Annotated in this window: 9 protein-coding genes; all 9 read right to left on the bottom strand. The window is 60.6% G+C overall.

What is annotated here, in order from left to right:
- Positions 1-159 precede the first annotated feature (159 nt).
- Positions 160-1,071, bottom strand: coding sequence for a bifunctional methylenetetrahydrofolate dehydrogenase/methenyltetrahydrofolate cyclohydrolase FolD (gene folD / locus QQK25_RS21280; protein ID WP_284189765.1), 912 nt, complete (start codon positions 1,069-1,071; stop codon positions 160-162).
- A gap of 410 nt (positions 1,072-1,481) precedes the next feature.
- The gene (purU, locus tag QQK25_RS21275; RefSeq protein WP_284189764.1) at positions 1,482-2,348 is read right to left on the bottom strand and encodes a formyltetrahydrofolate deformylase; all 867 of its coding nucleotides are present in this window, start codon (positions 2,346-2,348) and stop codon (positions 1,482-1,484) included.
- Between the two features lie 77 nt (positions 2,349-2,425).
- Positions 2,426-3,556 carry an aminomethyl transferase family protein gene (locus QQK25_RS21270; RefSeq protein WP_284189763.1) on the bottom strand — a complete coding sequence of 377 codons (1,131 nt, stop codon included), beginning with the start codon at positions 3,554-3,556 and terminating at the stop codon, positions 2,426-2,428.
- Positions 3,557-3,962: 406 nt separating this feature from the next.
- A complete protein-coding gene (locus QQK25_RS21265; RefSeq protein WP_284189762.1) occupies positions 3,963-4,679 on the bottom strand; it encodes a hypothetical protein in 717 nt (238 codons plus the stop codon).
- Between the two features lie 3 nt (positions 4,680-4,682).
- Positions 4,683-5,207, bottom strand: a complete 525-nt coding sequence (locus QQK25_RS21260) for a hypothetical protein (RefSeq protein WP_284189761.1) — start codon at positions 5,205-5,207, stop codon at positions 4,683-4,685.
- Between the two features lies 1 nt (position 5,208).
- A complete protein-coding gene (locus QQK25_RS21255) occupies positions 5,209-6,036 on the bottom strand; it encodes a ParA family protein (RefSeq protein ID WP_284189760.1) in 828 nt (275 codons plus the stop codon).
- 416 nt (positions 6,037-6,452) lie between these two features.
- Entirely contained in the window at positions 6,453-7,637 is a 1,185-nt protein-coding gene (locus QQK25_RS21250; RefSeq protein WP_284189759.1) for an AAA family ATPase, read from the bottom strand.
- Positions 7,638-7,750: 113 nt separating this feature from the next.
- A complete protein-coding gene (gene narL, locus QQK25_RS21245; RefSeq protein ID WP_284189758.1) occupies positions 7,751-8,431 on the bottom strand; it encodes a two-component system response regulator NarL in 681 nt (226 codons plus the stop codon).
- Positions 8,428-9,389: ATP-binding protein (locus QQK25_RS21240; protein ID WP_284189757.1), on the bottom strand; the 962-nt coding region annotated here is incomplete at its 5' end. The genes QQK25_RS21240 and narL, both read right to left, overlap by 4 nt.

The raw sequence follows: 9,389 nt of genomic DNA, 5'->3' as shown, positions 1-9,389 counted from the left end.
AAGCCTTCGGCGCGGGCGACGGCGAGCGCCCGGCCCAGGCCGTCGGCGTGGCCCTGCCAGCGCCCGGCGTAGTCCTCGAACAGCCAGCCGGCCGACTCGCCGGGGCGGGCGAGGCGGTTCTCGAAGAGGGCGAAGGGCGTGGCGGCGGACATGGCTGGCTCAGGTGACGACCGGATGGATCACCGGCGCTTCCCAGTCCTGATAATCGTCGGCCTGGCGCATTCGCAGCGCCCGCTCGGCCGAGCGCAGGGTGTTCTCGATGAGCATGGTCACCGTCATCGGGCCGACACCGCCGGGCACCGGGGTGATCCAGCTGGCCTTCTCCTTCACGCCATCGAAATCCACGTCGCCGACAATCTTTCCATCCGGCAGACGGTTGATCCCCACGTCGATCACGATGGCGCCCTGCTTGACCATCTGCGGCACGATCAGCCCCGGCTTGCCGGCGGCGACGATCAGGATGTCGGCGAGGATGGTGTGCTGGGCAAGGTCGCGCGTCTTCGCGTGGCAGATGGTGACGGTCGCTTCCCGCTGCAGCAGCATCAGCGCCATCGGCTTGCCGACGATGTTGCTGGCGCCGACCACCACCACGTTCTTGCCGGTCACGTCGGTTCCCGTCGTGTCGAGGAGCAGTTGAACGCCATACGGCGTGCAGGGCGGGAAGATGGTGTTGCCCACCACCAGCCCACCGACGTTGTAGAGGTGGAAGCCGTCCACATCCTTGTTCACCGAGATCGCCTCCAGCACCCGGCGCGGGTCGATGTGCGCCGGCAGCGGCAGCTGGATGAGGATGCCGTGCACGGCCGGGTCGGCGTTCAGGCGGGCGATGGTGGCGAGCACCTCCGCCTCCGGCGTGTCGGCGGCGAGGCCGACGTGGAAGGAGCGCACGCCCACCTCCTCGCAGGCCTTCACCTTGTTGCCGACGTACACACGGCTCGCCGGGTTGTCGCCGACGAGGATCACCGCCAAACCGGGCTGCACGCCCTGGGTGCCCAGCTGCGCCACGCGGGTCTTGAAGCCTTCACGAAGGGTTTTCGACAGCGCCTTGCCGTCGATGATGCGGGCCGTCATGGCATCCGTCTCCTTGTTACGTGGGTTGCGTAGGTCGGGTCAGCCCGCAGGGCGTAACCCGACGGATGTTGCTCGGGACGTGTCGGGTTACGCTGCGCTAACCCGACCTACCGATCTTTTGTAGGTCGGACTTCAGTCCGACATTCCCTGCCTCCTGTGGCCCGGCGTGTCGGACTAAAGTCCGACCTACACAGTTGCGTAGGTCGGGTCAGCCCGCAGGGCGTGACCCGACGGATGTTGCTCGGGAGGTGTCGGGTTACGCTGCACTAACCCGACCTGCCGATCTTTTGTAGGTCGGACTTCAGTCCGACATTCCCTGCCTCCGGTGGCCCGGCGTGTCGGACTAAAGTCCGACCTACACAGTTGCGTAGGTCGGGTTAGCCCGCAGGGCGTAACCCGACGGATGCGGCTCAGCGGAACACCACCGTCTTGTTGCCATGCACCAGCACGCGGTCTTCCAGGTGGTAGCGCAGGCCGCGGGCCAGCACGGCTTTCTCGATGTCCTTGCCGTAGCGCACGAGGTCGTCCGGGGCGTCGGAGTGATCCACGCGGATCACGTCCTGCTCGATGATCGGGCCCTGGTCGAGCTCGCTGGTCACGTAGTGGCAGGTGGCGCCGATCAGCTTCACGCCGCGGGTGTAGGCCTGGTGGTAAGGCTTGGCGCCGACGAAGCTGGGCAGAAAGCTGTGGTGGATGTTGATGATCCGGCCGGGGTAGTTGGCGCAGAGCTCGGGCGACAGGATCTGCATGTAGCGGGCCAGCACCATCACATCCCCCTCCGCCTCGTTGAAGAGCTGCTCCACCTTGGCGTAGGCGGCGGGCTTGTTGTCCGGGGTTACCGGCACGTGATGGAAGGGAATCCCGTGCCATTCCACAAAGCCCCGGAAGGTCTCGTGGTTGGAGATCACGCAGGGGATGTCGATGTCCAGGTCGCCCGACTGCCAGCGGGCAAACAGGTCGTACAGGCAGTGCTCCTGCTTCGAGACCAGGATCACCACGCGCTTCTTGCGGGCGCTGTCGCTGATCGACCAGTCCATGTCGAACTCGGCGGCGATCTGCGAGAACTTGTCGCGGAAGGTCTCCAGCCCGAAGGGCAGCGAGTCGGCGAGGATCTCCTGGCGCATGAAGAAGCGCATCGCCTCGGGGTCGGCGTGGTGGCTGGCTTCGGTGATCCAGCCCTTGTGCTGGGCGAGGAAGCTGCTCACCGCGGCCACGATGCCCACGCGATCCGGGCACGATAGCGACAGGGTGTAACGTCTGGGGTTGGGGGTGCTCATGGGGCTGTTCCTTTTACTGGGCCTCTGACGGGCCGTTCGGGGTGGCGCAGGTGATGACGCAAAGGGTGGGCACGGGCTCAGCCCTTGGCGGTGCGCTTGGTCTTGTCCGGATCGTCGAAGGGCAGGGTGTGCGTGGTGGCCGCGCAGGTGAGGCTGGCGCCGCGCAGCTCCAGCTTGATGCCGGGCACCGCATAGGCCGGGTCGAGGCGGGCGATCGCCATCGAGCGCTCGGTGAGGCGCGAGTACATCCCGCAGGTCACCAGGCCCACCTGGGTGTCGCCGTCGTAGAGCGCATCGCCGCCCAGCGCCGCATCGCGGCTGGTAAGCTCGACGCCGTAGATCTTGAAGCGCTCCTTGCCCTGCAGCCGGTAGTGCTCGGCGGCGCCGCGGAAGTCCTTCTTGCCCGGCGACACGGTGAAGTCCAGCCCCAGCTCCCACAGGCTGTCGCCGATGGGCTGGCCCTCCATCGGGTACATGTCGGAGTTGTCGTAGGGGTAGAACAGCAGGTAGCTCTCGACGCGCAGCCAGTCCAGCGCGGTGAAGGAGCACGGCATGATGCCCATCTCCTTGCCCTCGGCCACGATGGTGTCCCAGATCAGCGGCGCGTCGGCCGCCTTGCAGAAGATCTCGTAGCCGCGCTCGCCGGTGTAGCCGGTGCGCGACAGCATCACCGGACGCCCGAAGAGGGTGGTCTGCAGGTGGTGGAAGTAAGGCAGATCGCGGATGCCCGGCACGTGCTTCGCCAGAAAATCCACCGCCAGCGGGCCCTGCAGCGACAGATCGTGCAGATCGTCGTCGAACAGCACCGCCACGTTGCGGCCCACCGCGCCGCGGGTCAGGATCTCGTGCCCGGCGCCCGAGCCATGCACCACCATGAAGGCGTTGGGACCGTTGCGGTAGATCACGCAGTCGTCGATGAACTTGCCCGCCTCGTTGAGCATGCAGGCATACACCGACTTGCCCGGGTAGAGCTTGCTCACGTTGCGGGTGGTGGCGAAGTTGATCAGCGCCTCGGCGTGGGGGCCGATGATGTGCATCTTCTTCAGGCCCGACACATCCATCAGCCCGGCCCGGGTGCGGATCGCCGCATGCTCATCGGCCAGCGAAGTGTCGTACGTCCACGCGGTGCCCATGCCGTTCCAGTCTTCCAGCTTGGAACCCAGCGCGCGGTGGCGGTCCGCCAGGACCGACAGTCTCCATGAACTCATCTTTGACTCCTTCTCGAAGGGGTTGGGGATTGAGTCCATTAGGCCAGCCGGGTGGGCGGCGGCAAATACTACTCTGGTACTACTTCAGGGAGAAGAAGGAGCGAATGGCCCTAAAGCGTCGGATGTGGCGGCTGCAGTGCCCTCTCGCGAATCGGCCCATTTCTCCGAAAGGAGCGGCGGAACGATGAAAGTGACGCCATCGGCCGAGGAATTAAATGTGACCGCTGATGAAAGGAATGGGTGCTTGGCCGATGAAGGTACGTGCCTTCTGCAACATTCAGGCTGCTATCCCAAATTGCTTCTGGTCAAGCTCCTAGGAAGCGTGCATCCCTACCTCGGAATATACAAAGGTGTGGTCTCTGCACCTGCTTAATCATGAGGCTCCACATCGAAGCAGTCCAGGCATCTAATGGCCTAGTATCATCGGCCTTAGCGATTTTTTTATTGAAACAAGGATGTTCTCTTTGTTTCGATGATGCATTTGATGAAAAAATGGATTGAAAACGAAGCAAAAGACGAAGATCATTAATCTTGATGCCCTAACAAATACCTCTGTACAAAGTTCTCCTTTTTTTTCTTTGTAGGACGGAAAATCTGCGAGTGAACCCAAAAAGTCCATGTTTTTATCGCTTGCTGTATGAACGTCTTGGCAAAGCAGCTTGTAGTCCGAGTGAAGTTGGTTAAAGGCTTGCTTAATTTCCGCGTTTTCGGAGAAAATTATGAGTTCGGCTGATTTTTCGAAAAGTGAGTAAACATTTTTTTCTGACAGTAGTGCCTTGTCTTCAAGCGCTCCGATGGTTCGAACAAAGTTTTCAATGGCAGTTCTGATCATTATTCTGGACGTCTTGTACGAACCATTGATCCAGTTGAACAGCGAGCAGCCCATGTCGGATGCTGTTTCCAGCAGACGCTCCATCAATTCTTCGTGAGGGTTTGTTGCACTTTTCAGAAAAATATCCTTGTTTTCTTTCATTTCACAACAAAGCGTGATGAGAGAAAAATAAGATTTATGCATTGCTCCAAGAGCGTTTTTGTAGCGCCATCCGTTTTCTTTGACTGGGATCTTGTAGCTGGTTACGTATGCTATTAAAGCCTCGAAGTCAGACTTTCTTTCTCTTGTCATTTTTTAATTTGCGGCTAATTTTCGGATGGTTTCGTTCCAAGAAAAACCCGTCGATTTTTTCTCGCGAACCATTAAGCTCAGTTTTTCGGAGCTGCCGGTTATCTCAGTTAGTGAGCTAACCAGGCTTGCAAGTTTTTCATCATCAAGCGAATTTGCCTCGCAAACAATGAGACCAATTAGTTCGTATTTTGATCTTTTTTCCACGCGACTGATGGCAATGCCTAGTACTTCGTTTGCAAACTCAGCGATCTCCTCATTTCTAGAAAATAGCATTTCGTCTTGAAAAAGACGAGGGAGTACGCCGATTAAGTAGTGGATGTTTGGATTCGGCGATACGTACTTGTCAGCTGCTCCAGTTTCTTCTTTGCCTGAAATTAAGCTGTCTCGCAGTAGTTTTGGAATCTCGCTGAGATTTAACTTTTTCTTTGATTCAAGAAGCCAGGACAGTTCCTCGATAAAATCGATGGCGTACTTTATCTTTGTCTCGTCTAAAACGTCGCGGTTTTTCTTAGGTCTTGTTGTGGCCATTTTAGTCCATCCTATTTAACAATTCGGTGGTAATGCTTGTAATGAAAGCTTTGGATTCGTTGTTTTCGCCATCTAATATCTGAATCTGATCTAACTGTCCCTGTGCAATTCTAGTGCGCTTCGGTAGCGTTGACTTAAATAAGAATTTCTGCCAGTAGTCGTCAGATTGTAAGTTGCGCTTTGCATTTGCGAATACAACCGTATTTTCCTCGGTAACTGTTAGTACTAGCCCTGCACAGGTGATGTTTAAATCAAAGTTCTCTTTCTTTTCTTCAATGATGCTTCTAAGCAAGTCAATCCCTGTTAGGGAAATAGGGTCGGGGCGTACTGGAATTAGATAGTGATCGGATGCAATCAGGGCGCTCGTCATCCAGACAGAAGGGGTTGGCGGAGTGTCAATTACAACAAAATCGTACTGGCCTTCAATTTTCTGAAGATAATTCTTGAGCCGGTTTTCACGGCCGTCTCCAGGTGCCATTTCTAGCCTGTACAGTTCTAAGTTTCCCGGTAGCAGGTGTAAGTTATTTTTTATCTTTACGACAGAAATGTTCTCAAGTTGTTTTGGCTCTAATTTACTTGAGTGTGCAACAGCACTTGCTACTGGCCGTTTTGTGCGGTCAAAAACGGTCAGTATCGTGTCTTTCCCGTCTTTGAGGTGGTTGACATACGATTCGGGGTCCATTAGACATTGGGTCGCATTGAATTGAGGGTCTACATCAATAATCAAGACTCGTGACGCATGACGCCTTGCAAGACAGTCGGCAATATTTATCGCCAGCGTTGTTTTTGCGACCCCACCTTTCATGTTGATTAAGCTTAGTACTTTCATCGAGACCGCCTCGTGGTTAAAGGGTAGTTAATGTGCATCTATTTGAATCGACAATCAGGAATCGTAAAGGATGCTTGTGTTAAATCTGCATCGGTTGTATGGACTCCTTGTCCAAACGTTTCTCTGGTCTTTTTCGTTCTCGGCGTAGTTGTCTGGGAATAGGTTTCATAGCGCTTCGCATTTACAAGGCAGGATGGCCGCGGCGATGCGGCCGACAATCCGTCCGTCTTGGAATGTTAATCATCGCGTAGTTGGAGAATTTTCTGTGCGCTTTGGATAATCGGACACGACTGCTAGGACGTCAATGAGTGCTCGGCGAATTACCGCTATTGGCTCGTGCATGATCGTCCGATCGTGGTCGAGCGACCTATCTCGCACTGTGCCACACGACGACTCCGCTGCTTCCACTACTCCCCTCAATCATCCTCCAACGCCAGCATCCCCTGCGGTGGCGTTGGAGGCCATTGCCCCGCCTCGCTGCGCTTTTCAAACCACCGATGCATCGCCGCGTCTTCCAGCGCGTATTCGCCCCGCGCGGATTTCCACACCAGCGCGGGCATGCGTTGGCGGAGGGCTTCGAGTGCTCGCTGGGCCTGGGCGGTGTTGACCGGGTGGGCGGTTTTTTCGCGGTAGAAGCGTAGCGCTTCGGCGTCGTAGGGGCGGAAGCGCGGGCCTTGCTCCAGCATGCGCCACAGCACGGCCTGTTCGGTGGGCTTGAGACCGAGGTAGTCCGATTCCATCTGGGCTTCGTCTTCGGCTTGCTGATGCTGCGCGGCTTCCAGCAGGGCGGGTTCGAAGCGTCCGCTCAGGGCTGCCAGCGGGCTGAGCACCTGACCCAGCGCGGCCATGAAGAACTGGGGGCGATGGCCGAACACTTCAAAGGCTTGCTGCAGCAGGGCTTGGTCGACCGGCCTGAGTTCAGGCCGTTGGGCTTCGATGAGGCCGGCGACGTGGGCAATGAAGTCCGGCCCCAGAGGCGGCATGCGCTGGATCTGCGAGCCGTAGAAGGGCGCGCCGGCGGTGTTGACAAGGCGCAGCAGCTTGTCCCGATCCGAGCCGGACATCACCAGCATCAGGTTGACCACGCCGGGCTGGTTGAGCTGGTCGCGGGCGGATTTGAGGGCCGTCATGGCCGCTTCGCCGGCCTCGCTGGTGAGGGCGTGCTGGGCTTCGTCGATGATCAGCGCAACGGGTTTGCCGGCGTTTTCGTGGAGCAGCCTCAGGGCGTCGACGAGGGTCAGGCCGTCGATCTTGCCGATCTTGCTGGTGTCCACTTCCAACCCGCCCAGCTTGACCTTGTCCAGGCCGGCCTTGCGGGCGGTGCGCGCCACCACGCCCAGCTGCGGCTCCAGGGCGCGGGCGATGGCTTCGGCGATCAGTCCGCCCGGGTCGCGCCGGGTATCGGCCCACAGATCCACATACACCACGATCACGCCCTCGGCCTGCAAGGCCGGCCGCAGATCGCCCAGCAGGAAGGTGGATTTGCCGGTGCGGCGGGGCGCGGTCAGGAACAGGCCGTTGTGGGCGTCCCCGAGCAGGGCCTTGCCTTGCAGGGCGGCGACCAGCTCGGTGGCCAGGGCGGTGCGTGGGAAGGCGATCATGGCTTTTATCGTAAATTATCGCAATGGCGATAATTTATTGGAAAGCCGATAAAAGTCAATAAAGCGTGGGGGTCTTGCCAAGCGGGAGGGTTGCCGGAAGTCCCGCCGAGGCCTCAGCTGCTCCGCTCCTCCTCCCTCAACTCCCTCAACCACACCGCCGCCTCGAACCGGTTCCTCAGGTTCAACTTCTGCAGCACGTGTTTCACATGCACTTTCACCGTGCTTTCGGCGATGCCCAGCGAGCGGGCGATGATCTTGTTCGAGGCGCCTTTGGAGACGAGCTCCAGCGTCTCCTGTTCGCGCACGGTGAGGGAGGCCCAGCCGGCGTCGATGCTTTCGCGGTTGGCGGCCTGGGGTTTGGCGAGGACGCCGCCGACTTCGGGTGACAGCACGGTGCCGCCGGCGGCCACCTGGCGGAGCTTGCGGCAGAACTCGTCGGGCTCCATGTCCTTCAGCAGGTAGCCGGCGGCGCCGGCCTTGAGGGCTTCCATCACGTCGAAGCTGGAATCCGACACGGTCAGCATCACCAGCCGCGCGGGGCTGCCGGCGCTTTGCAGGGCGCGGATCACCGAGATGCCGTCGAGGCCTTTCATGTGCAGGTCGATGAGCGCCACGTCGGGGCGGTGGGTGAGGACGGCCTCGATGCCCTCGGCGCCGCTGGGGGCGTCGGCCACCACGTGGATGTCGGGGTACATGGAGAGCAGCTGGCCCACGCCGCGGCGGAACAGGGCGTGGTCGTCCACCACCACGATGCGGATCGGCGGGCTGCCGCCGGGGGTGTCGGGCAGGTTCATGGGAGCGTTCCTCGGAGGTTGGATTCGGTGGGCGCGGCGCGGGGGCGGAAGCGCATCTCGACGCAGGTGCCGCCGCTTGCGCCGGGCTGGATGGCGAGGCTGCCGTCGAGCTGGCGGGCGCGCTCGCGCATGATCGACAGGCCGTGGTGGCCTTCGCCGCCGCTATCGGGGGCGATGCCGCGGCCGTCGTCCTCGATGCGCACGGCCACTTCGCCGCTGGCGAGCGGGGCCAGCTGCACCACCGCGTGGGCGGCGCGGGCGTGGCGGATGACGTTGGTGAGCGCCTCGCGGACGATCTGCAGCAGGTGGAATTCTTCGTTGGCGGTGAGGGGCTGGCTGCCGAGCCGGAAATCCAGGCTCACGCCGGTGCCGGCGCGGGCTTCGAGCTCGTCCACCACCTCGCGCAGGGCCTGGTGCAGGCCGCCGGGGGGCATGGAGGTGCGGAAGGCCGACAGCAGCTCGCGCAGGTGGCGGTAGGCGCTGTCGAGGCCGGTCTTGATCTCGCCGGAGATGTCGAGCATGGCGCTGCCCGGCGTGCAGGCGGTGCAGCTGCGGCCGATCTCCAGCTGCAGGCGGGCGATCTGCAGCTTCATGTACGAGAGCGCCTGGGCGAGGGAGTCGTGCAGCTCGCCGGCGATGGCGCTGCGCTCGTCCATCAGCGCCAGCCGGCGGCGCCGCTGGTTGCGCTGCAGGTTGCCCAGCGACAGGGCCAGCAGCCCGGCCACCGCATCCACCAGCCGGCGGTGGCGGCTCTCGAAGAAGAAGTTGCCGCGGGCCTCGACCACCAGCACGCCGTAGATCTCGTCGGCGTCGCCCACCGGCACGGCCAGCTCCACCACCTCGCCGTCGGGGCCGCTGGCCGAGCGGCGCAGGCCGCCGCCGCGGGCCAGCATCTCGGGGTCGAACTCGTCGAGCAGCGCGGGGATGCGCGGCGCGCCGATCTGCTCGGGCACGCCCA

The sequence above is a fragment of the Zoogloea oryzae genome, assembly GCF_030161255.1.
Taxonomy (GTDB): Bacteria; Pseudomonadota; Gammaproteobacteria; order Burkholderiales; family Rhodocyclaceae; genus Zoogloea; species Zoogloea oryzae.
This window is presented reverse-complemented; position numbering and strand designations above follow the sequence as displayed.